Annotated in this window: 24 protein-coding genes; 12 read left to right on the top strand and 12 right to left on the bottom strand. The window is 71.6% G+C overall.

Features of this window, described 5'->3' with window-relative positions:
• Nucleotides 1-145 precede the first annotated feature (145 nt).
• Entirely contained in the window at nt 146-436 is a 291-nt protein-coding gene (locus H0487_RS03445) for a DUF4193 domain-containing protein (RefSeq protein ID WP_183092832.1), read from the top strand.
• Between the two features lie 75 nt (nt 437-511).
• Here H0487_RS03445 and H0487_RS03440 read toward each other — a convergent pair whose 3' ends face one another.
• Together H0487_RS03440 and H0487_RS03435 are read right to left on the bottom strand one after the other, a co-directional pair.
• Nucleotides 512-805, bottom strand: a complete 294-nt coding sequence (locus H0487_RS03440) for a DUF4235 domain-containing protein (RefSeq protein WP_183092831.1) — start codon at nt 803-805, stop codon at nt 512-514.
• Between the two features lie 35 nt (nt 806-840).
• Nucleotides 841-1,302 (bottom strand): DUF3093 domain-containing protein, encoded by a 462-nt coding sequence (locus tag H0487_RS03435; protein ID WP_183092830.1) that lies wholly within the window; start codon nt 1,300-1,302, stop codon nt 841-843.
• A 94-nt stretch (nt 1,303-1,396) separates the two neighbouring features.
• On the opposite strand from H0487_RS03435, the gene dut reads away from it, so the two are divergent.
• The 4 genes from dut to H0487_RS03415 are packed head-to-tail and all read left to right on the top strand — an operon-like array spanning nt 1,397 to nt 3,772.
• Entirely contained in the window at nt 1,397-1,855 is a 459-nt protein-coding gene (dut, locus tag H0487_RS03430; protein ID WP_220793048.1) for a dUTP diphosphatase, read from the top strand.
• Complete coding sequence (locus tag H0487_RS03425; RefSeq protein WP_183092828.1) at nt 1,852-2,577, top strand: DUF3710 domain-containing protein; 726 nt, start codon at nt 1,852-1,854, stop codon at nt 2,575-2,577. The genes dut and H0487_RS03425 overlap by 4 nt, the downstream gene beginning before the upstream one ends.
• An 8-nt stretch (nt 2,578-2,585) precedes the next feature.
• Nucleotides 2,586-2,945, top strand: a complete 360-nt coding sequence (locus H0487_RS03420) for an OB-fold nucleic acid binding domain-containing protein (RefSeq protein WP_183092827.1) — start codon at nt 2,586-2,588, stop codon at nt 2,943-2,945.
• Complete coding sequence (locus H0487_RS03415) at nt 2,942-3,772, top strand: DUF3159 domain-containing protein (protein ID WP_312855806.1); 831 nt, start codon at nt 2,942-2,944, stop codon at nt 3,770-3,772. Before H0487_RS03420 ends, H0487_RS03415 begins: the two co-directional genes overlap by 4 nt.
• Before the next feature lie 14 nt (nt 3,773-3,786).
• Here the strand turns inward: H0487_RS03415 and H0487_RS03410 are convergent, their stop codons facing one another.
• The 3 genes from H0487_RS03410 to H0487_RS24170 are packed head-to-tail and all read right to left on the bottom strand — an operon-like array spanning nt 3,787 to nt 6,133.
• Nucleotides 3,787-4,458 carry a potassium channel family protein gene (locus tag H0487_RS03410; RefSeq protein WP_183092826.1) on the bottom strand — a complete coding sequence of 224 codons (672 nt, stop codon included), beginning with the start codon at nt 4,456-4,458 and terminating at the stop codon, nt 3,787-3,789.
• A gap of 12 nt (nt 4,459-4,470) precedes the next feature.
• The gene (locus H0487_RS03405) at nt 4,471-5,136 is read right to left on the bottom strand and encodes a potassium channel family protein (RefSeq protein WP_183092825.1); all 666 of its coding nucleotides are present in this window, start codon (nt 5,134-5,136) and stop codon (nt 4,471-4,473) included.
• A gap of 37 nt (nt 5,137-5,173) precedes the next feature.
• Complete coding sequence (locus H0487_RS24170) at nt 5,174-6,133, bottom strand: helix-turn-helix transcriptional regulator (RefSeq protein ID WP_183092824.1); 960 nt, start codon at nt 6,131-6,133, stop codon at nt 5,174-5,176.
• An 86-nt stretch (nt 6,134-6,219) separates the two neighbouring features.
• Between H0487_RS24170 and H0487_RS03395 the strand changes: the two genes are divergently transcribed.
• From H0487_RS03395 to H0487_RS03385, 3 genes are read left to right on the top strand one after another with little or no spacing between them, the layout of a single operon-like run.
• Complete coding sequence (locus H0487_RS03395) at nt 6,220-6,510, top strand: hypothetical protein (protein WP_183092823.1); 291 nt, start codon at nt 6,220-6,222, stop codon at nt 6,508-6,510.
• A gap of 30 nt (nt 6,511-6,540) precedes the next feature.
• Nucleotides 6,541-8,577 (top strand): APC family permease, encoded by a 2,037-nt coding sequence (locus H0487_RS03390; protein WP_183092822.1) that lies wholly within the window; start codon nt 6,541-6,543, stop codon nt 8,575-8,577.
• The gene (locus tag H0487_RS03385; RefSeq protein ID WP_183092821.1) at nt 8,574-9,686 is read left to right on the top strand and encodes a class I SAM-dependent RNA methyltransferase; all 1,113 of its coding nucleotides are present in this window, start codon (nt 8,574-8,576) and stop codon (nt 9,684-9,686) included. Before H0487_RS03390 ends, H0487_RS03385 begins: the two co-directional genes overlap by 4 nt.
• 22 nt (nt 9,687-9,708) lie before the next feature.
• Here the strand turns inward: H0487_RS03385 and H0487_RS03380 are convergent, their stop codons facing one another.
• From H0487_RS03380 to H0487_RS03360, 5 genes are all read right to left on the bottom strand, one after another.
• Complete coding sequence (locus H0487_RS03380; RefSeq protein WP_183092820.1) at nt 9,709-10,539, bottom strand: DUF4232 domain-containing protein; 831 nt, start codon at nt 10,537-10,539, stop codon at nt 9,709-9,711.
• A gap of 18 nt (nt 10,540-10,557) precedes the next feature.
• Nucleotides 10,558-11,133, bottom strand: a complete 576-nt coding sequence (locus H0487_RS03375; protein WP_183092819.1) for a dihydrofolate reductase family protein — start codon at nt 11,131-11,133, stop codon at nt 10,558-10,560.
• Nucleotides 11,134-11,327: 194 nt separating this feature from the next.
• On the bottom strand, nt 11,328-12,314 hold the full coding sequence (locus H0487_RS03370; protein ID WP_183092818.1) for an ABC transporter ATP-binding protein: 987 nt from the start codon (nt 12,312-12,314) through the stop codon (nt 11,328-11,330).
• Nucleotides 12,311-13,141, bottom strand: a complete 831-nt coding sequence (locus H0487_RS03365; RefSeq protein WP_183092817.1) for an ABC transporter permease — start codon at nt 13,139-13,141, stop codon at nt 12,311-12,313. Before H0487_RS03365 ends, H0487_RS03370 begins: the two co-directional genes overlap by 4 nt.
• Entirely contained in the window at nt 13,134-13,979 is an 846-nt protein-coding gene (locus tag H0487_RS03360) for an ABC transporter permease (protein ID WP_183092816.1), read from the bottom strand. Before H0487_RS03360 ends, H0487_RS03365 begins: the two co-directional genes overlap by 8 nt.
• An 80-nt stretch (nt 13,980-14,059) precedes the next feature.
• Between H0487_RS03360 and H0487_RS03355 the strand changes: the two genes are divergently transcribed.
• Entirely contained in the window at nt 14,060-15,949 is a 1,890-nt protein-coding gene (locus H0487_RS03355; protein WP_183092815.1) for an ABC transporter ATP-binding protein, read from the top strand.
• Here H0487_RS03355 and H0487_RS24165 read toward each other — a convergent pair.
• Nucleotides 15,895-16,200: a response regulator transcription factor gene (locus tag H0487_RS24165; RefSeq protein ID WP_183092814.1), complete on the bottom strand. Its 306-nt coding sequence runs from the start codon at nt 16,198-16,200 to the stop codon at nt 15,895-15,897. The two genes, H0487_RS03355 and H0487_RS24165, sit on opposite strands and share 55 nt — an antisense overlap.
• Nucleotides 16,201-16,456: 256 nt before the next feature.
• Between H0487_RS24165 and acnA the strand changes: the two genes are divergently transcribed.
• The 3 genes from acnA to H0487_RS03335 all read left to right on the top strand — a co-directional run bounded on the left by acnA (nt 16,457) and on the right by H0487_RS03335 (nt 20,585).
• Nucleotides 16,457-19,132, top strand: a complete 2,676-nt coding sequence (gene acnA, locus H0487_RS03345) for an aconitate hydratase AcnA (protein WP_183092864.1) — start codon at nt 16,457-16,459, stop codon at nt 19,130-19,132.
• Between the two features lie 81 nt (nt 19,133-19,213).
• Complete coding sequence (locus H0487_RS03340; protein ID WP_183092813.1) at nt 19,214-19,951, top strand: hypothetical protein; 738 nt, start codon at nt 19,214-19,216, stop codon at nt 19,949-19,951.
• A 19-nt stretch (nt 19,952-19,970) separates the two neighbouring features.
• Nucleotides 19,971-20,585, top strand: coding sequence for a thioredoxin-like domain-containing protein (locus tag H0487_RS03335; protein WP_183092812.1), 615 nt, complete (start codon nt 19,971-19,973; stop codon nt 20,583-20,585).
• Here the strand turns inward: H0487_RS03335 and H0487_RS03330 are convergent.
• Nucleotides 20,582-21,128: hypothetical protein (locus H0487_RS03330; protein ID WP_183092811.1), on the bottom strand; the 547-nt coding region annotated here is incomplete at its 5' end. The genes H0487_RS03335 and H0487_RS03330 overlap by 4 nt on opposite strands.

The following is a 21,128-nucleotide window of genomic DNA, read 5'->3' as shown; positions in this document are numbered from 1 at the left end:
GCGTTCTCTCGCTGTTCCGACGACTCGCCCGACCCGAGGTATCGCTGGGCACCGGGATAGTGCACAATCTGCCGCGCCGATCACGAATCGCAGGTCCGGGGCGGGGAGGACCGTTCGTCGGCAAGGAGATAGAGGAGGCAGCGTCATGGCGACTGACTACGACGCACCGCGCAAGAACGAGGACGAGCAGTCCGAGGAGAGCATCGAAGAGCTCAAGGCGCGCCGCCACGACAAGAACTCCGGCAAGGTCGACGAGGACGAGACCGAGGCCGCTGAGTCCTTCGAGCTGCCCGGCGCCGACCTCTCCCACGAGGAGCTGGCCGTCGAGGTGAAGCCCAAGCAGGACGACGAGTTCACCTGCATGAGCTGCTTCCTCGTGCATCACCGCAGCCAGCTGGCCGACCCGAAGAAGATGATCTGTCGCGATTGCGCCTGAGCGGTTCGAGGGGCCGAGCCTGATCGCGTGTCAGCGATCGGCTCGGCCCGCTTCTCGTCGGACAGAAGCCGAGGGCTACTGACCGTCCTTGCGGAGCGGGGGCGGCAGGTGGCCGGTGGACCGGACGTAGTAGTTGGCGGCGCGGCGCTGGGCGTACATCTTGGCCAGCGCGACCGCGGCGCCGGTCGTCGCGGCCCACGCGACGGCCTCCCAGATGTCGACGTCCGGGTCGGCCGGGTTCTCCGGCGGCTTCTTGCCGGTGCTGACCTGCCAGGACTTGTCGATCGCCTTCCGTGCGGCCGCGGCGCCACCGAGCGCCGCCACCAGGGAGAACATCGACCAGACCTTCGAACCGCCGTCCTTTGCCATGGGACGACCCTAGCGAGTCGTCGACCGGCGCCCGATCAGTGGGCGCGGGGCAGGGCGGCGAGCGCGTCCGCCAGGGCCTGCGGGTGACGCGAGCTCACCAGCCAGTACGGCGTCGGGTCGGCGGGGTCGGCGATCTCGACCTTGACCGCACGCTTGAGGTAGGGCCGCAGCAGCAGGAACGCGCGGGCGTCGGCGTCGCGGCCGGCGACCAGGCGGGTCTGCTCGGCGTCGAGCGCAGCGACTGCGCCGAGGTGGTGCGCCTCGATCCGGGCGCGGCCCGCCTGGAACCAGCCGTCACGGACGGTGATCCGCGCGTCGCCGTACCCCCACAGGGCGAGGCCGAGCAGGGCCAGCGCGACCGCGGTGACCACCCAGGCGGTCGGGCCGGGCACGGCCACCACGACGGTGAGCCAGAGCGTGGCGACCAGCATCGTGCCCTGCGCCCACCAGCGGAGGGGGACGCCGAGCCGCTCGACGTACTCCGGGCCGGTGTTCACGGGAGGAAGGATCCCATCCGCCCCTGGCCACGACGTCTCTAGGGTGGGTTCCGTGCCTCTCGAACCTGTTGCTCACGAGGACGTCGCCACCGACCTGGACATCCCGGTCACGCTGCTCGACGCCGACCTGCCGCTGCCCTCCTACGCCCACCCGGGTGATGCCGGGGCCGACCTCGTCACCACCGTCGACGTGGTCCTCGCGCCGGGGGAGCGGATGCTGGTTCCGACCGGGGTCGCCATCGCGCTGCCCTCCGGCTACGTCGCACTGGTCCACCCGCGCAGCGGCCTCGCGGCGCGGCACGGGTTGTCGATCGTGAACACCCCGGGGACGATCGACGCGGGCTACCGCGGTGAGATCAAGGTGCTGCTCATCAACCACGACCTCGTCGAGCCGATCGTCCTGAGCCGTGGCGACCGGATCGCCCAGCTCGTCGTCCAGCGCTTCGAGCGGGCTCGGTTCGTGCCCGTTGCCGACCTTCCCGAGAGCGTCCGTGGCACCGGCGGCTACGGTTCTACAGGAGGCTTTGGCCAGGTGAAGGAGAGCAAGTCGTGAAGTTCCGCCGCAAGGCAGGTTCGGTCGCCGAGGGCGCCCCGGCCGACAGCGAGACCGACGGGGCGCCGCAGAGCGCTGCCGACGAGTCCGTCGGCACCGGGGCTGCGGCCACGGGCGACGCGACGGGCGGCCCCTTTGACGTCGACGACCTCCCCGACGGCGACGCCGTCAAGCGGGTCGACCTGGGTGCCCTGCTGGTGGCCCCGGTCGAGGGTCGGGACCTGCGGGTGCAGATCGACGAGAAGTCCGGCGCCGTGAAATCCGTCGTGCTGGCCGGCCAGGACGGCGCGGTCGAGCTGCGCGCCTACGCCGCGCCGCGCAACGGTGACCTGTGGAGCGAGGTCCGGCCCCAGATCGCTGCCGACGCTGCCCGCCGCGGTGGCACCGCGACCGAGCAGGACGGTCCGTTCGGGACCGAGCTCTTCTGCGAGGTGCAGGTCCAGCAGCCCGACGGCAAGGTCGGCAACCAGGCCTCTCGGGTGGTCGGGTTCAACGGCCCTCGCTGGCTGCTGCGGGCGACGTTCCTCGGCAAGCCCGCCCGCGACGAGGCGGCGCTGGCCGAGTGGCGCAGCGCGGTCGCCAACGTCGCGGTCCGCCGCGGTGCCCAGGCGATGCCGGTCGGGGAGCAGCTGCCGCTGACCCTCCCGGCCGAGGTCAAGGCGCAGGCCGAGCAGGCTGCAGCGGCCCGTGCGGCCGCTGGCCAGGGCCAACCGGGAGCCTAGGAGGAGCGGTGGCGACCAAGAGCCGGCTGCGGCGCACGATCAGCAGGTGGGCGAGCACGGAGGAGGCCGAGGCGCGTGACCTCCGGCGCACGTTCGCGGGCTCCGGCGTCGTCTCGATCTCTGACGCCCCGAGTCGGACGCCCGTCCAGCTGCGGGGCACCCTGCGCACCGTGACGCTGCGCCCGCGCGGCGGCGTACCGGCTCTCGAGGCCGAGCTGTACGACGGCACCGGCACGCTGACGCTCATCTGGCTCGGCCGCCGCCGGATCGCCGGCATCGGACCGGGCCGCGCGATCGAGGTCGCCGGCCGCATCGGCGAGCACGACGGCGACCGCGTGCTCTTCAACCCGCGCTACGAGCTCCTGTGACCGACGAGCCCGGCCAGACCGACGCGACCGAGGTCACCGCCACGGAGCCGCCCGAGGACGAGGACCACTCGCTGACGACGGAGGCCGCGCGCAGGATCGGCGTCGACACCGTGGAGGCGCTCGTCCGCCACCAGCTCTCGGCGTCCCTCGGCGGCAAGCGAGGCATGCTGGAGGCTGCGATCCCTGGGATCGTGTTCAGCGCCGTCTGGCTGCCGACCAAGGAGCTCCAGATCGCGCTCGTCGCGAGCCTCGCCGTCGCTGGCGCTGCTTTGCTGGCCCGGTTGGTGCAGCGCAGCTCGACCCAGTACGTCTTCAACGCGATCTTCGGGATCGGGCTCGGCTGGGTCTTCGTCCGGTGGGCGGAGTCCTCCGGAGGCTCGGAGTCCGACCAGGCCCTGGCGTTCTTCCTGCCCGGCATCCTCATCAGCCTCGGCTACACCGTGGTGATGGGTGCGTCCTGCCTCGTCGGGTGGCCGGTGCTGGGCTTCATGCTCGGCGCCGCGACCGAGGACCCGGTGGGGTGGCACCAGAACAAGCAGGTCGTGCGGCTCTGCAACCGGCTCACCTGGGTGATGCTGCTGCCCGGCGCCATCGGCGTCCTGGGGCAGGGGCCGGTCTGGCTGCTCGGACACTCGGGGACGATCGACCCGGACACCGCGGTCGTCGTGATCCTGGTGCTGCGCACCGGCCTGGGCTGGGCGCTCCGGATCGGCTCGTGGAGCCTCATGATCTGGCTGCTCGCCCGTAACGCGACGCCACTGGAGGAGCCCGCGGAGCCCGTCGTACCCGCTCTAGATGTCGAGAATTCGCCGAAACCCGACATGTAGGCCGGGTGCGACGGTCAGCCGGGGTGCGAGGCCGGCGCGAGCAGCCGCTCGAGCGCGTCCTCGGCCTCGGCCGGTACGACGAACAGGAGCTCGTCGCCCGACTCGACCGGCTGCTCCGGCGTCGGGACGTAGACCTGCCCGTCGCGCAGGATCGTGACGAGGGCGCAGTTCTCCGGCAGCGGGATCAGGCCCGAGGCCTTGCCGACGAACGGGGAGTCCGTCGGGAGCGTCATCTCGACCAGGTTGGCGTTGCCCTGGCGGAACGTGAACAGCCGCACCAGGTCGCCGATGGAGACGGCCTCCTCGACCAGCGCCGACATGATGCGCGGGGTGGAGACGTTGACGTCGACGCCCCACGCCTCGGTGAAGAGCCACTCGTTGTTGGGGTGGTTGACGCGGCCGACGGTGCGGGGGACCCCGAACTCGGTCTTGGCGAGCAGCGAGGTGACCAGGTTGGCCTTGTCGTCGCCGGTGGCGGCGATGACGACGTCGCACTTGTCGAGGCGTGCCTCCTCCAGCGAGGACAGCTCACAGCTGTCGGCCAGCAGCCACTCGGCGTCGGGCACCCGCTCCGGGCGGATCGACGACGGCGACTTGTCGATGAGCAGGACCTCGTGACCGTTCTCGATCAGCTCGCGCGCGATCGAACGGCCGACGGCGCCGGCTCCGGCGATGGCGACTCGCATCCCCATTCCTCCTCAGTCCCCGTGCTCCGGGCCGGTCTCGAGCACGTCGTAGGCCCGGCCGGCGTTCTCCTCCCGGACGACGACGTGGAGCAGGTCGCCCTCCTGGATGATGCTGTCGCGGGTGGGCAGCATGCCTTCGCCGAGCCGGTCGATCCAGGCGACCCGGGCCCGAGCCTGCTCCTGGAACGAGCCCACCGACGAGCCGACCCACACCTCGGGAACGAGCATGTGGTCCATCCGGATGGTGCCGGACGGGTCGCGGAAGTCGGGCTCGGCACCGACCGGCAGCAGCCGGCGCAGCACCTGGTCGGCGGTCCACTTGACCGTCGCGACGGTCGTGATGCCGAGCCGCTGGTAGACCTCGGCCCGGCCGGGGTCGTAGATGCGGGCGACGACCTGCTGGATGCCGAAGGTCTCCCGCGCCACCCGGGCGGCGATGATGTTGGAGTTGTCACCGCTCGAGACTGCGGCGAACGCGTCGGCACGCCGAATGCCGGCCTTCTCGAGGACCTGCTGGTCGAAGCCCATCCCGGCGACCTTGTCACCGTTGAAGCCCGGACCCAGCCTTCGGAACGAGTCCGGCTCGCTGTCGATCACGGCCACCGTGTGGTTGCGGTCCTCCAGGCTGCGGGCGAGCGTCGAGCCGACGCGGCCACAACCCATGATCACGACGTGCACGGTTGAACGCTATAGCAGCGGCGGGCAGGAAGTACGGTCAGGCGCCCAAAGCCCTGGCGACCAGGACCTGCCGCGTCGGGGACCGGCTCTTGGCGAGCAGGGCCTTGAGGTGGTCCTCGGCCGTCGTCCGCGCGATGACCAGCAGGTCCGCGACCTGGCGCGAGTCGAGGCCGTGGACCGCGAGTCCGAGGACCTCGGTCTCGCGCGGTGACAGTCCGTGGACACGGGCGAAGAGGTCGGTGCGCCCGCCGGCCGTCGAGGGCGCGATCGAGACCGCGATGTCGCCCGCGACGGTGTCGCCGAGGCGTGCCGCCCGGACGGTGACCCACCGGTTGCCGCCCAGGTGCACCCGCGCCGCCGGCTCGCCCGGCCACCGGCCGGCCTCGACCGCCAGCAGCGCGGCGCCCGCGTTGTAGGCCGCCGCAGGGATCGGCGGCATCGGCTCGTCGGGCGGCAGCAGCCGCAGGAGCGCCGAGGCCGCGGCATCGGTCTGCGCACGGACGCCGAGGTCGGGCCCCAGCACGACCACGCCCGGACCGAGGCCCGCCAGCGCACCGGCGTCGGCCACGAACGTCCGTGCGGCGGCGGCGCGCAGGCCCGTCGTGACGGTCGGCGCCAGCCGCTCGAGGAGCGACCGATCGGCCTCCGTGAAGGCTCCGCCGGTGCGCCACAGCTCGAGCCAGCCCCACCCGCCATGACGGTCCGTGAACCTGACCAGCGCCGTGTCCGTGACGCCGTACGGCGCCAGCAGGCCCCGCCACTCCTCGTCGCTCCCGGCCAGGTACCGCTGGCCGATCACGGCCGGCAGCCGCTCCCACGGCAGCATCGGCACGGTCGCGTGCGGCGAGCTGGCGACCCCGGACACCGGGTCGGTGAGCGCGAAGACATGGCCGTCGAACGCCACCCGCTCGGCGACCAGCCGCACGAGTCGCTCCCGGAGCGACCGGTCGGACAGCGGCCGGGCGCAGAGGTCCTCGGCGCGGACGAGGAGGTCCACCGGCCCAGCGTAGGGCGACGGACCGGCGGCCGGGATCCCCGAGGTCGGGGATGTCCCCGGAGCCTGCCCCGGACCACGCTGGCCCCATGACCACGCTGCACATCGACAACACCGTTCACGACTACGACTCCTGGAGGGCCGCGTTCGACCGCTACGAGCGCTTCCGCGAGGAGCGGGGAGTCCGGTCCTACCGGATCGCCCGCGACGCCGAGGACCCGCGCCGGGTCCTCGTCGACCTCGACTTCGACGACGCCGCGACCGCCCTCGCCTTCCGCGAGGCGCTCCAGAAGATCTGGGCCACGCCGCTCTCGCAGGCCCAGCTCGTCGACCACGGCCGACCGCTCGTCCTCGACGTGGTGGCACGGCGAACGCTCTGACCGGCGACTCATGCCCTAACGTTGTCGCCCGTGGGTGTCGGCGACGTCTCGAAGCGCATCCTGCTGGGCCGCAAGCTCAGAAGCGCGCAGCTGGGGGAGACATTGCTCCCCAAGCGGATCGCCCTGCCCGTCTTCGCGAGCGACGCGCTCTCGTCGGTCGCCTACGCGCCCGACGAGATCTTCATCATGCTGGCCGTCGCCGGGGCGTCCGCCTACGTCTGGTCGTGGAAGATCGCGATCGCTGTCGCCGTGGTGATGCTCACCGTCGTGGCGTCGTACCGGCAGACCGTGCACGCGTACCCCTCGGGTGGCGGCGACTACGAGGTCGCGGCCGTCAACCTCGGACGGACGGCGAGCATCACCGTCGCCAGCGCGCTGCTCGTCGACTACGTGCTGACCGTCGCGGTCTCGATCTCCTCCGCCGCGCAGTACGCCGCCGGGGCGATCCCCGCCCTCATCGGGCACGAGGCGATCGTCGCGTCGGTCGCCGTCCTGCTCCTGGCCGCGGTGAACCTCCGCGGCGTGCGTGAGTCCGGGACGTTCTTCGCGGTCCCGACCTACCTGTTCATGTTCGCGATCCTCGGGATGTGCGGCTACGGCCTGCTGCGGCTGCTGAGCGGCGATCTCCCCGACGCGGAGAGCTCTCACCTCAAGATCGAGCCCCAGGACGGCTGGGACGGCCCGCTCACCCAGGTGGCGCTGATCTTCCTGCTCGCACGGGCGTTCAGCTCGGGCTGCGCGGCGCTGACCGGTGTGGAGGCGATCTCCAACGGCGTTCCCGCGTTCCGGCGCCCGAAGAGCAAGAACGCCGCCACCACGTTGCTCCTGCTCGGGCTGATAGCGATCAGCATGATGATGAGCGTCGTCGTGCTCGCCAAGCAGATGAGCATCCGGTACGTCGACCCCCACAAGCTCGAGCAGCTGCGCACGGCGTCCGGTGAGGCGGTGCCGGAGGGCTACGAGCAGCACCCGGTCATCTCGCAGATCGCCAACGGCGTCTTCGACCACTTCTCGCCGGGCTTCTACTTCGTCGTCACGGTCACCGGGGTCATCCTGGTGCTGGCGGCCAACACCGCGTTCAACGGCTTCCCGGTCCTCGGGTCGATCCTCGCCAACGACGGGTACGCGCCGCGGGCCCTCGCCTCGCGCGGTGACCGGCTGGCCTACAGCAACGGCATCGTGTTCCTGGCGGTGATGGCGATCGTGCTGATCCTGGTCTTCGACGCCCAGACGACCAAGCTGATCCAGCTCTACATCGTCGGCGTCTTCGTCTCGTTCAACATCAGCCAGCTCGGGATGATCCGGCACTGGACGCGCCATCTCGCGACCGAGCGGGATCCTGCCGAGAGACGCCGGATGCAGCGATCGCGGGTGATCAACACGTTCGGGCTCGGGATGACCGCGGTCGTGCTCGTGATCGTGCTCGCCACCAAGTTCCTCGCCGGCGCCTGGATCACGATCCTGGCGATGGGCTTCTTCTTCCTGGTGATGAAGGGGATCAAGAAGCACTACGACAACGTTGCGTCCGAGCTGGCCGCCGACGAGACCGACAACGCGCTCCCGACCCGGGTCCACGCCATCGTGCTGGTGTCCAAGCTGCACAAGCCGACCCTGCGTGCGCTGGCGTTCGCCAAGGCGACCCGGCCGAACTCCCTGGAGGGCGTCTACGTCTCGGTCGACAACGCCGAGACCAACCGGCTCCTGGAGGAGTGGGACGAGCGCAACGTCGGCGTCCCGCTCAAGGTGCTCCACTCGCCCTACCGCGAGGTCGTCAAGCCGATCGTGGAGTACGCGATCGCCATCCGCGGCGCCAACCCGCGCGCCGTCGTCGCCGTCTACATCCCGGAGTACGTCGTCGGGCGCTGGTGGGAGCAGCTGCTCCACAACCAGACGGCCCTGCGCCTCAAGGGGCGGCTGCTGTTCACGCCCGGAGTCATGGTCACGTCGGTGCCCTACCAGCTGAGGTCGTCCCAGATCGCCCGCGAGCGCGAGGAGCGGGAGGAGACCCGGGTCCGGCCCGGCGACCTGCGCCGCGGACGCGGCGACCGGGACCGGCAGGTCCAGTGAGCTCCGCTCCGCGAGGCCCACGGCGGCCGCGGGCCCGCAAGGAGCGCGGGGAGTCGCACGTCGGGGAGCAGTTCGAGGCCGAGGTCGGGCCGGTCGCGCACGGTGGCCACTGCGTCGTCCGGCACGGCGAGCGGGTGGTCTTCGTCCGGCACGCGCTGCCCGGCGAGCGGGTCGTCGTACGCATCACGGAAGGGACGGCGGGAGACCGCTTCTGGCGGGGCGACGCCGTCGAGGTGCTCCAGGCGTCGCCGGACCGGGTCGAGGCGCCGTGCCCGTACGCCGGTCCGAGCCGCTGCGGCGGGTGCGACTTCCAGCACGTCACCGTCGCTCGCCAACGGGCGCTGAAGGCCGAGGTCGTGCGTGAGCAGCTGCGCCGGCTCGCCGGTCTGGAGGTGGACGTCCAGGTCGAGCCGGTGCCCGGCGACGTCGACGGGCTCGGCTGGCGGACCCGGCAGCGCTACGTCCCGCTGGCCGGCGGGCGCCGCGGCATGCGCCAGCACCGCTCGCACGAGGTGGTCCCCGTCGAGAAGTGCCTGCTCGAGGCGCCGCAGGGTCCGTCGTACGAGGTGCGGGGGAGCCGGTTCGAGGTCGCCGACGGCGGTTTCTGGCAGGTCCACCCGGGCGCGCCCGAGGTCCTGGTGGACGCCGTGCTCGACGCCCTCGCCCCGCAGCCGGGCGAGCGAGCGCTCGACCTCTACGCGGGCGTCGGGCTGTTCAGCCGATTCCTCCTCGAGGCGGTCGGTGCAGGCGGCCGGGTGTGCGCGGTCGAGGGCGACGGGGCCGCGGTGCGGCTCGCGAAGCGCAACTGCCCCGGTCTGCACGCGACCGCGGGCGACGTCAGCCGGGTCCTCACCGACGGCTACGACGAACCGTTCGACCTCGTCGTGCTCGACCCGCCGCGGACCGGCGCCAAGCGCAAGGTGGTCGAGCAGGTGGTCGACCGCCGCCCGCGCGCGGTCGCCTACGTGGCCTGCGACCCGGCGGCCCTGGCCCGCGACGTCGCGATCTTCGCCGAGCACGGCTACCGGTTGCGGAGCCTGCGCGCCTTCGACCTGTTCCCCATGACGCACCACGTCGAGTGCGTCGCGCTGCTCGAGCCCGCGAGCTGACGGGTCGTCACCGGACCGCCGGTCAGCGGATGGGGAGGATGACGTTGAGGTCGTTGAGCTCGCGGGGGAGGACCGTGAGCTCGCCGGCGTCGTACGGGTCGCCGGCGTTCCACTGGCGGGTGGAGACGGCGACCGCGTAGGTGCCGGCAGGGACGACGAGGCGGAACGTGCCGTCCTCCCCGACGGGTGCCCGGAAGGTGTCCGCGCCGACGAGCAGGACCTCGCCCGAGGTCACGAACTCGCCCGTGCCGGGAGCCGGGCCGCCGTTGAGCGCGACCACCCCGGCGACAGTGCCGCCCTCGGCGCGCTGGCTGACGGTCGCGTAGCCGCCGACGCGGACAGCGGGGCGCGACTCGCCCGGCGAGCACGACGTCGGGCCGAACCCGGGCAGGTCGATCGGCAGTCCGTCGGCCACCCAGAGCCGGATCCCGTCGTTGTCGACCGGGCCGCAGTAGTGGTCGACCGACCAGGCGAGGGTCACCTTCGCGGACCGGTCCGGCAGCACGGTGAGCCGCTCGGGCCGTCCGAGGCCGCTGTCGTCGACCGTCGGCACGCCCGCGGGACGGCCGTCGGAGAGGACGAGGACCGACGGGTAGCCACGGACCGTGCACGGCTCGGCGCCGCGGGCGAGCTCCAGGCTCACCGTGAGGTACGACGTCCCGGCCGCCCCCTCGCGGTCGACGGCGCCGGCGACCAGGTCGCCGGCGCCGCACGGGCCCGACACCTTCCGTGCGTCCGGCACCAGCCGGGAGTCATCCCCGTCGGAGCCGCCCTGGGTCACGACGTAGCCCGCGCCGAGCGCCAGCACCACCACCGCGGTCGCGGCGGCGGCGATGCTGTCGCGATCGGCCATCGGGTGGTCCCTCTCGTCTCAGCGCACGACGTCGTACACGAGCTTCTGCACGCCGTTGGCGAAGGACTCGCTCTCGGCGAGGTGGAGCCGGTGCTTGTCGGGGGAGGAGTCGGAGAAGAGGCGCTTTCCGGAGCCGAGGACGACCGGGAAGACGAGCAGCTGGTAGCGGTCGACCAGCCCGGCAGCGGCCAGCGACTGGGCGAGGTTCGCGCTGGCGTGGACCGAGATCGGGCCGCCGTCGGTCTCCTTCAGTGCGGCGACGTCGTCCATCGTGCGCAGGATCGTGATGTCGCCCCAGTTGTCGACGAGGTCCTCGTCCTTGAGCGTCGTCGACACGACGTACTTGGGCATCGCGTTGTACTTCGGGAACTCCTCGGTCATCGACGGCCAGACCGGGGCGAAGAGGTCGTAGCTGACGCGGCCGAGCATCAGCGCGCCGGCCTCCTCCTGCTCCTGGCCCTTCATCGCATAGACCTCGGGCAGGAATTCGACGTCCTTGAACGACCAGCCGGCGTGCGGGTGGCCCTCGTTGCCGCCGGGGGAGTCGATGACGCCGTCGAGGGTGATGAACTCGGTGACGTACAGGGTGCGCATGGTGATCTCCTTGAGTCGGCCCCGGGAGGGGTTGCTTTACCTCACCACGAACGTGGGTCGTTCGATACGACACCCCTGCGCGGATTTTCTTGTTCGTCAGTCCCGCAAGTTAGGCGACTCGGGCCCGCAGGATGGGCGACTCGGGCCCGCAGGATGGGCGACTCGGGCCCGCAGGATGGGCGACTCGGCGGGGGTCAGGGGCGGCGGGAGGCGTAGATCCGGCGGACGACGTCCTCGATGTCGGGCTCCTCGACGGTGAGGTCGAGCACCTCGGCGTGGTCGGAGACGGCGGCCAGCACCTTCGCGGCGGTGGTGGCCTCGGCGTCGAAGGCCAGCCGCTGGCGCAGGCCGCCGCCCTCGGAGGCGAGGTGGCGGGTCGCGGCGATGCCGGTGAGGTCGGGGGTGGGCGCGGCGAGGTCGACCACGAGGACCCGCTCGGCGCCGACCGTCCGGGACAGGCCGGGCAGGTCGCCGTCGTAGGCGAGCCGCCCGCGGTCGATCACCAGGATCCGGTCGCAGAGCCGCTCCACGTCGCCCATGTCGTGGGTGGTGAGCAGCAGCGTGGTGCCGTGGGTGCGCCGCTCCGCGACGAGGAACTCCCGCAGCCGCTGCTTCGCGAGCACGTCGAGCCCGATCGTGGGCTCGTCGAGCACGACCAGACGGGGGGAGTGGAGCAGTGCGGCCGCGACCTCGGCCCGCATCCGCTGGCCCAGCGAGAGCTGGCGCACGGGCTGCCCGAGGAAGTCGGCCATCTCGAGCCGCTCGACGAGCTCGTCGGTGCGCTCGTGCTCCGCCGCGGCGGACAGGTCGTGGATGGCGGCGAGGATCCGGAACGACTCGCGGACCGGCAGGTCCCACCACAGCTGGGAGCGCTGGCCGAAGACGACCCCGACCTGGCGGGCGAGCCGGCGTCGGTCCTGCACGGGCCGCAGGCCGCAGGTGGTGACGGAGCCGCGCGACGGCACCAGGATCCCGGTCAGCATCTTGATCGTGGTCGACTTCCCGGCGCCGTTCGCGCCGATGTAGCCGACCGCCTCGCCGGGCTCGATCCGCACCGTGAGGTCGTCGACCGCCACCACGGTGCGCCGGTGCAGCCCGTCGCGGACGCGGAACTCCCGGGTCAGGCCGGTGGTCTCGATGATCGGCACGCTCGCGGTCCGGTCGTTGGTCTGGTCGGTCATCCGCCGCCTCCTTGGTAGTGCCGGACGCCCAGCCGCCAGCTGAGCAGTGCCCACGCCCACGTCCACGCCGCCGCGATCGGCGCGCACCAGCCCACGCCGTCGGGCAGCCCGTACGGCGGTTCGATGCCGAGCAGCCACAGGGCGGGCAGGAAGCCGGTGAACGCCATCGGGAAGAAGAAGCCGAAGACCGCCCACAGCGGCCGGTTCCAGACCGAGGCCGGCTGCGTGGCCGCGTAGCGACCCCCGTAGACAAAGGCGTTGGTGGTCTCGGCGCCCTCGATGAGGAAGAACTGGGCACCCCCGGCCCACACGAACATCCCCGCGAACGTCGCATATCCGCTGATCACGGCGACGATGACCATGAGGACGTGCGCGGGGCTCCACGCGATGTCGTTGACGACCAGCCCGACGGTCAGGGCGGTCGCCCCGACCAGGGCTCGGGACAGGCGGCGCAGCGAGATGTCGCTGGTGACGAGCTGGAGCAGCAGCGGCTGGGGGCGCAGGTAGAACACGTCGAGCGTCCCGGCCCGCAGGTAGGTCGGCAGGTTGTCGCAGTGCCCGAAGGACATGTCGGCGAGGGAGAAGCACAGGTCGGCCAGCCCGAAGACGAGCAGGACCTGGGCGAAGTCCAGCCCGCCGATCTCGGTGACGCTGTGGAAGAGCACCCAGATCTCGGCCAGCTCGACGACTCCGATGAGGAGCGAGCTGGCGAGGTCGAGGGTGAAGCTGGCACGGTAGGACGTCTGCGAGCGCGCCCGCGACGCGAGCACGGCACGGTAGGGACGCAGCCGGTCCCGCAGCCCGGTGGGCGGCACAGTGTCAGCCACCCTGCACCTCCAGGTGGCGCCGGCCGGCGCGGGTGAGGACCTGGCCCAGCGCGGCGACGCCGACAAGCCAGGCCACCTGGGCCGCCACCAGCACCAGTGCCCCGCTGGTGTCGACGCGCCCGGAGACGATGTCGACCGGATACATCATCATCGAGGGGAAGGGCGTCGCCTGGGCGAGCGTCTCCAGCCAGTGCGGGAAGATCCAGATCGGGACGAACAGCCCGGCGAGGAACCCCGACACGACCATGTAGAGCAGCTGGAGCCCGCGGGTCTCGACGAGCCAGAACCCCGGGGCCGCGACCACCAGGTAGACGGTCGCGGCGGAGACGGTGATCCCGAGCAGGATGCTGAGCGCGCCGAGCAGGTACGCCGCGGGGTCGTCGGGGAGCGCCATGCCCACGACGAGCCCGCCGATGAGCACCGACGGGATGCCGCGGGGGATGAGATTGAAGAGCGACCTGCCGACCTCGGTGGTGATCGCAGCGGCCTGCACGTCGAGCGGCCGGAGGAAGTCGACGGCGACGTCGCCGTCCTTGATCCGGTCGGCGATGTCGATCCGGCCGAACAGGTTGACCGAGCCGAGCAGGCCCTGCGACACCCAGATGTAGGTGCTCATGAGCGCGACGTCGTACCCCTCGAGCTCCCCGCCGGCGGCGCGCACGGTGGCGAACAGGATCGCGACCTTGAGCAGGCCGAACATCGTGTTGGCGACCAGGCCGCCGAACGCCGCGGCCAGGTAGGCGGACTGCCGGCGGAAGCCGGCGACCAGGATGCGCCCGTAGACGCGGAGGACGCGGAGGACGCGGACCCCCGACGGTCCAGCTGGCGCAGCTCGCATGACGACAGCAACCTATGCGATCCGACCGGACGGTCCCGGGACTTGCCTTCAAGTCGACTTCAAGTCCTAGGGTCGTCGACATGAGCATGGAGTCGATCGCGTGGAACCAGCTGTACCGGCGGATGGCCGCGCCGGACGACCGGCGCGCGTTCAGCGCCGCGACGGCGCGCCGGATCCTGACGTTCGCCCGGCCGCACCGCCGCAAGCTGATCGGCTTCATCGTGCTCAGCGTGGCCGGCGCCGCGCTCGCCGTGGCGACACCAGTCCTGGCCGGCCGGGTGGTCAACGCGATCGTCGCGGGTGACGCCCCCCGGGTCGTGGTCGTGCTCGCCCTGGTCATCGCCGGCATCGCCGTCCTGGACGCGGCGATGGGCCTGGTCACCCGGTGGCTCTCGGCGAGCATCGGGGAGTCACTGATCCTCGACCTGCGACGGGCCGTTTTCGACCACGTCCAGCTGATGCCGGTGGCGTTCTTCACCCGGACCCGGACCGGGGCGCTCGTCAGCCGTCTCAACAACGACGTCATCGGTGCCCAGCGCGCGTTCAGCACCACCCTGTCGGGCGTGGTCGGCAACTTCGTGATGCTCGTGCTGACCCTGGTGGTGATGCTCGGCATCTCGTGGCGGGTGACCCTGCTGTCGCTGGTGCTGCTGCCCGTCTTCGTCGTCCCCGCCCGCCGGATGGGCAACCGGATCGCCGGGATCCAGCGGGAGGCGGCCGACCACAACGCCGCGATGGGCAACCAGATGACCGAGCGCTTCTCCGCACCGGGCGCGACCCTGGTCAAGCTCTTCGGCCGGCCCGACCAGGAGTCGGCCGAGTTCGCCGCCCGGGCCCGACGGGTCGCCCAGATCGGTGTCCGGATCGCCATGGTGCAGACCGCGTTCGTCACCGCCCTCACGCTCGTCTCCGCGCTCGCGGTCGCCCTCGTCTACGGGCTGGGCGGCTACTACGCGCTCACCGGCGGTCTCGACGCGGGCGACGTGGTGGCGCTCTCGCTGCTGCTGGTCCGGCTCTACGCCCCGCTCACCTCCCTCGCCAGCGCGCGGGTGGACGTGATGTCGGCACTGGTGAGCTTCGAGCGGGTCTTCGAGATCCTCGACCTGGAGCCGCTCATCCGGGACCGGCCGGACGCGCGCGCGGTGCCGGACGGCCCGGTCACCGTCGACTTCGACGACGTGCGCTTCTCCTACCCCTCGGCGGACCGGGTGTCCCTCGCCTCGCTGGAGGAGGTCTCGACCCTCGACACGCGAGGCGGGGAGGAGGTCCTGCACGGGATCACGTTGCACGCCGAGCCGGGCCAGGTCATCGCCCTGGTGGGGTCCTCGGGGGCCGGCAAGTCCACGATCGCCCAGCTCGTCTCGCGCCTGTACGACGTCGACTCGGGCGCCGTCCGCCTGGCCGGCGTCGACGTCCGCGACCTGACCGCGGAGTCGATCCGCGACACCGTCGGCATGGTCACCCAGGACGGTCACCTCTTCCACGACTCGATCCTCGACAACCTGCTGTTCGCACGCCCCGACGCGACCGAGGAGGAGGTGTGGGACGCCCTCGCGCGGGCCCGGCTGGCCGACCTCGTGCGGTCGCTCCCCGACGGGCTGGCCACGGTGGTGGGGGAGCGCGGCTACCGGCTCTCCGGGGGCGAGCGCCAGCGGCTCACGATCGCGCGGCTCCTCCTCAAGCGCCCGCGGGTCGTCGTCCTCGACGAGGCGACGGCGTCGCTCGACTCGACGTCCGAGGCGGCGGTGCAGGCCGCCCTCGGCGAGGTGCTCGCGGGGCGCACGGCGCTGGTCATCGCGCACCGGCTCTCGACGATCCGCAGCGCCGACCTGATCCTGGTGATCGAGGACGGCGTGATCGCCGAGCAGGGGACCCACCTCGAGCTGCTCGCCGCCGGTGGTCGCTACGAGGAGCTCTACACGACCCAGTTCTCGGAGGCGGTCGAGACCGGGACGAACCCGCTGCGGTAGGCGGCGACGACGAGCTGGACGCGGTCGCGGACGCCGACCTTGGCGATCAGCCGCGCCACGTGGCACTTCACGGTGGCGGGGGAGATGAAGAGGGTGCGTGCGATCTCGGTCGTCGACTGGCCCTCGGCCAGCAGGCGCAGCACGTCGGCCTCGCGCCGGGACAGGAGCCCGGGCCACGACGGCGCCACCGGTCGTACCACCTGGAGGTGGCGCGGGGCGGCGGCCTCGCTGCTCTGCTGCGCTTCGCTCACGGGCTGAGGCTAAGGAGCGGTCCGTCCGCAGCGCACCCGATGCCGGGCCTTGTGAGACCGATCTGAGACACGCCCACGGGTCGAGAAACGGTGGAAAACTCGCTCGACCTCATGTATCTTGATATCAAGAGATATCGAACGATCCGACATCAGGCGAGACTTAGGCGAGCCTCACTATCCCCCCGGCAGGTCGCGGCGGCAGGATGGGCAGGCAGACCTACCGACGACCGAGATGTCGACGAGGACGGAGACCCGGATGGCCAGCAAGGACAGCTTCGGCGCGAAGAGCACCCTGGACGTGGACGGCAAGTCCTACGAGATCTTCCGCCTCGATGCGGTCAAGGGTGACGGCATCGACGTGGAGAGCCTCCCGTTCTCCCTGAAGGTCCTGCTGGAGAACCTCCTGCGGACCGAGGACGGCGCGGACATCACGGCCGCCGACATCAAGGCCCTCGCCGGCTGGGACGAGACCGCCCAGCCCGACAAGGAGATCCAGTTCACGCCGGCGCGCGTGATCATGCAGGACTTCACCGGCGTGCCCTGCGTCGTCGACCTCGCCACCATGCGCGAGGCCATGGCGGACCTCGGCGGCGACGCCACCAAGATCAACCCGCTCGCCCCGGCCGAGATGGTCATCGACCACTCCGTCATGGCCGACGTGTTCGGCACGCCCGAGGCGTTCGCCCGCAACGTCGAGATCGAGTACGAGCGCAACCGCGAGCGCTACCAGTTCCTCCGCTGGGGCCAGGGCGCCTTCGACGACTTCAAGGTCGTCCCGCCGGGCACCGGCATCGTCCACCAGGTCAACATCGAGCACCTGGCGCGGACGATCTTCACCCGCGAGGTCGACGGCGAGCTGCTGGCCTACCCCGACACCTGCGTCGGCACCGACTCCCACACCACCATGGTCAACGGCATCGGCGTCGTCGGCTGGGGCGTCGGCGGCATCGAGGCGGAGGCCGCGATGCTCGGCCAGCCGGTCTCGATGCTCATCCCGCGGGTCGTCGGCTTCAAGCTCTCCGGCGAGCTGCCGGCCGGATCCACCGCCACCGACCTGGTGCTCACCATCACCGAGATGGTCCGCAAGCACGGCGTGGTCGGCAAGTTCGTCGAGTTCTACGGTCCGGGCGTCTCGGCGCTGCCGCTGGCCAACCGCGCCACGATCGGCAACATGTCGCCGGAGTTCGGCTCCACGATCGCGGTCTTCCCGATCGACGGCGAGACGATCACCTACCTGCGCCTCACCGGTCGCTCCGAGGAGCAGCTCGCCCTCGTCGAGACCTACGCGAAGGAGCAGGGCCTCTGGCTCGACCCCGATGCCGAGCCGCGCTACTCCGAGAAGCTCGAGCTCGACCTCGCCTCCGTCGTCCCGTCGATCGCCGGCCCGAAGCGTCCGCAGGACCGGATCGAGGTCACCGCTGCCGCGACGCACTTCGCCGAGGACGTCAAGGGCTACAGCAGCAACGTCGACGCGAAGATCCCGGTGACCCTGGCCGACGGCACCTCCTTCGAGCTGGAGAACGGTGCGGTCACGATCGCCTCGATCACCTCCTGCACCAACACCTCGAACCCGTCGGTCATGATCGGCGCCGCCCTGCTCGCGAAGAAGGCGGTCGAGAAGGGCCTCACCCGCAAGCCGTGGGTCAAGACCACGCTCGCACCCGGGTCGCAGGTCGTGTCGGACTACTACGAGAAGGCCGGCCTCACGCCGTACCTCGACAAGCTCGGCTTCAACCTGGTCGGCTACGGCTGCGTCACCTGCATCGGCAACTCGGGTCCGCTCATCCCCGAGGTCTCGACCGCGATCAACGACAACGACCTCGCCGTCGTCTCGGTGCTCTCGGGCAACCGCAACTTCGAGGGTCGGATCAGCCCCGACATCAAGATGAACTACCTGGCCTCGCCGCCGCTGGTGGTCGCCTACGCCATCGCGGGCAACATGAAGGTCGACCTCTTCAAGGACCCGATCGGGCAGGACACCGACGGCAACGACGTCTTCCTCAAGGACATCTGGCCGACCCCGGCCGAGATCGAGGAGACCATCGCCGGCGCCATCAACTCCGAGATGTTCGGTGAGTCCTACAAGGACGTCTTCGCTGGCGACGACCGCTGGCGCTCGCTCCCGACGCCGGAGGGCAACACCTTCACGTGGGACGAGAAGTCGACCTACGTCCGCAAGGCGCCCTACTTCGACGGCATGCCCGACGAGCCGACCCCGGTCACCGACATCGCCGGTGCCCGCGTCCTGCTCAGCCTCGGCGACTCGGTCACCACCGACCACATCTCGCCGGCCGGCTCGATCAAGGCCGACTCGCCCGCGGGCAAGTACCTCACCGACAACGGTGTGACGGCCCGTGACTTCAACTCCTACGGCTCGCGCCGGGGCAACCACGAGGTCATGATCCGCGGCACGTTCGCCAACATCCGCCTGCGCAACCAGATCGCGCCGGGCACCGAGGGCGGCTTCACCCGTGACTTCACCGTCGCCGACGGCCCGGTCACGACCGTGTACGACGCGTCGGTCAACTACCAGGCCGCCGGCATCCCGCTGGTCGTCCTGGCCGGCAAGGAGTACGGCTCGGGCTCGTCGCGCGACTGGGCGGCCAAGGGCACCTCGCTGCTGGGCGTCAAGGCCGTCATCGCCGAGTCCTACGAGCGGATCCACCGCTCCAACCTGATCGGCATGGGCGTCATCCCGCTGCAGTTCCCCGAGGGCCAGACCGCCGCGTCGCTCGGCCTGACCGGCGAGGAGACGTTCTCGATCACCGGCATCACCGCGCTCAACGACGGCACCACGCCGTCCACGGTGAAGGTCAAGGCGGACGACGTGGAGTTCGACGCGGTCGTCCGGATCGACACCCCCGGTGAGGCGAACTACTACCGCAACGGCGGCATCATGCAGTTCGTGCTGCGCAACCTGCTGCGCGGCTGACCGACGCTCAGATCCTCCTTCGATGGCCCGTCACCCGCGTGGTGGCGGGCCATCGGGCTTCTCTGTTGCCACCATGGGCGCATGGCGACGTGGACGCGGCTCGGGGGTACGGCGGCACTGCTCCTCGCGCTGACGGCGCTCGTCGGCTGCGGTGTCGGCGGGGGCTCCGGCGGTGATGACGCCGACGACGTCCCGACCATCACCACGCAGCCGTCGGTGACCACCAGCCCGACGGCGTCCTCCGCGACGCCCGAGACCTCCGCGACCGCTCCCGCGACCACGGAGGCGACGAGCGAGGCGACCACCGAGGCGACCGGCGGGGAGACGACCGACGGCTCGACCGACCAGGCACCGACCTCGGCCCCGCCGCCCGACCGGGCCGCCGGTCCGACCTCCTACGAGGACGCCATCGACCGGATCAACGCCACCGCGACCCAGGGGCCGACGGTGTTCGCGACCCGGTTCGTGACCCGGACCGACGGGTCGGGCGGGCGGGGCGACGACGTCTACTGCCTCCTCGACGACCCCGTGATCGGCCCGACCTGCGAGCTGGGCAACGGCTTCATCAACGACCCGGACGTGTGCGGCGCCGACTCGACGGACCGGGTCGGCCGGATCGAGACCTTCGAGGGACGGCCCCGCCCTGTGTGCAACGCAGACACCATCCGCGAACCGGGCGCCGAGGTGGTCGGCGCGCCCGGAGTCGTGGTGAGCGGTGAGGTCACCTGCGCGGCCGAGTCGTTCGGGGTCACCTGCATCGACCGTGCGGCTGACGCCGGCTTCTTCCTCGGCAAGGGGGAGTACCACGTCTTCCGCTGACCGCGACTACGGTGTGCGCGTGGAGGAGCCCCCGGAGTCGCCGCGTCGTACGCTCCCGGTCGTCGTCGCGGGCGTGGCCGGGCTGCTGGTGGTGGCCGCCGCCGTCGTGCTCCCGCTGGTGCTGCTCGGCGACGACGACGAGGGCAGCCGGTCGACGGCGGGCCCGTCCTCGACGGTCGACACGAGCAACCTCGACCTCGTCGAGGAGTACGACGTCCAGCCGTTCCACGTGCGCGAGGACGTCGACTACCCGCAGACCCCTCCCGTCGGCGGCGACCACTTCGACGCCTGGCTCGACTGCGGCGTCTACGACGTCCCGGTCCCCGACGAGAACGCGGTGCACGACCTCGAGCACGGCTCGGTCTGGATCACCTACCGGCCCGACCTCGTGGACCCGGCCGGCGTCGACGAGCTCGCCGCCCAGCTGCCCGCCAACGGGATCATGTCGCCCGTCCCGGACCAGGAGGCGCCCGCTGTGATCACCGTCTGGGGCCGCCAGCTCGCGCTGGTCGGGCCGGACGACCCGCGGATCGGCCTGTTCCTCGACGCCTACGGCGCGGGCGAGACCGCTCCGGAGCCGTTCGGCTCGTGCGCGGGCGGTACCGCCCAGCTCGACCTCGGCTCCAACGCCTAGCCCTGGCTGTCGGCGTAGCCCAGGCCGAGCTCGCCGAGCGCCGCCTCCATCCGATCCAGCGCGATCGGGCCGACACCGTGGAGGGCGGCCAGGTCGGCGCGGGTCCAGGTGGCCGCCTGCTCGAGGGTGTGGACGTCGACCGCGCGCAGGGCGCGGGTAGCAGGCGCGCCGATGGTGCGCGGCAGGGGCGTGCCCTCCCGGCGCGGTGCCCGCTCGCGCGGGCCGTCCTCGTGGTCGAGCACCGCCTCGCCGCGGGGCGAGAGCCGGTAGCCGATCGCGAGCGACTCGGTGAGGCCGCGCTCCTTGAGCTTGCGGACGTCGCGCTTGAACTCGGCCGTCGGCCGGTCGACCTGGGCGGCCAGCTCGGGGGCCCGCACCTCGGGATGGCGGTCGATGAGGCGCAGCGTGGCGCGGGTCCACGGACCGACGGGGGAGGCGGCGTCGAGGCGGTCGAGGCCGCTGACGATCTCCGCGACCTCCGCCGGGTCGGGGACGGCTGCCCGCAGCGTCTCGCGCGGGTCGACGCCGGCGTACCGCAGGCCG

It is taken from the genome of Nocardioides stalactiti (genome assembly GCF_014180715.1).
In the GTDB taxonomy this organism is placed as follows: Bacteria; Actinomycetota; Actinomycetes; order Propionibacteriales; family Nocardioidaceae; genus Nocardioides; species Nocardioides stalactiti.
This window is presented reverse-complemented; position numbering and strand designations above follow the sequence as displayed.